Below are 982 nucleotides of genomic sequence, written 5' to 3' on the forward strand. Positions count from 1 at the left end.
GAAGAACAGATTGCTCGCCACATCAAGGATATGGCTGGCAAGGGTGGAGCGGACCGCGGTCGTCATTGGGCCGCCACCGCGTCACGCGCACCTGTCGCCTGTGCCCGCGACACCAGCTTTTCCAGGGGGAGGTCACCGGGCTTGCCACCCTGCGCCGCGAGGCCATCGGCCAGCGTTTGGGCGGCTTCATTCCAGGGCGCTGCCAGCCCGTGCAGCCGGGCTTGCAGCACGATCTCGCCGTTGAGGAAATCCACTTCGTGGCGGGCACCGCGCACGAAGCTTTGCCAGGTCGATTGCCCGCCGGGATCGTCGGGATCGCGCCGCACCTGCCAGCCTGCAAGGCTGACCTTGCGGTCGGCCTCGGTTGCCGGATCGAACCCGGCGGCCCGCAGGACCGTCTCTGCCTCCTGCGACAGCGCATCGGCCACCCGCAGCGCCTCGGCGGGCGCGGCGGTGAAAAGTTCCACCACGTTGCGGACGTTGTAGGTCAGTTTCTGCGCCTTCCAGCGCAGGATGTCGGCGCGTTCTTCCACCAGCGCTCCGGCAAGGGTGAAGTCTGCGGTCAGCCGCGCCGACACCCGGTCGCGGCCCTCCGGATAGCGCCCGATCGAGATTGCGGCAAACTGCGGGAAGGCCAGAACCCGCACCTTGCCGACCTCGGTATAAATCGCCGGTGTGCGCACGACGGCGGAATAGAGGCGGGGAAAGCGGCGGACGACGATCCGTTCGGACTCCAACCCGTTTTGCAGCGTCACCACCGGCAAGGAAGTGGCCAAGGGGATCTGCGCCAGCCGCGCGGTCAGATCCTCGACATCCTGGGCCTTGACGGCCAGCAGCAGGATATCGTCGGGCGTCAGGTGCAGACTATCCAGATCGGTGACGTTCAGCGCGATCTGGCGGATGGCATCCGGGCGGCGATAGGACAGGCCGTGGCGCCGCAAACGCTCCAGCTGCGGCCCGCGTCCGACCAGCATGTTGGCAA

1 protein-coding gene is annotated in these 982 nt (G+C 67.4%); it reads right to left on the reverse strand.

The features are described from left to right. Positions 1–62: 62 nt before the first annotated feature. Positions 63–982, reverse strand: a 920-nt coding sequence (locus AC1DVR_RS23570; protein ID WP_478003057.1) for a ketopantoate reductase family protein, incomplete at its 5' end; no start/stop codon positions are given.

Source organism: Rhodobacter sp. P2_H5 (genome assembly GCF_056403335.1).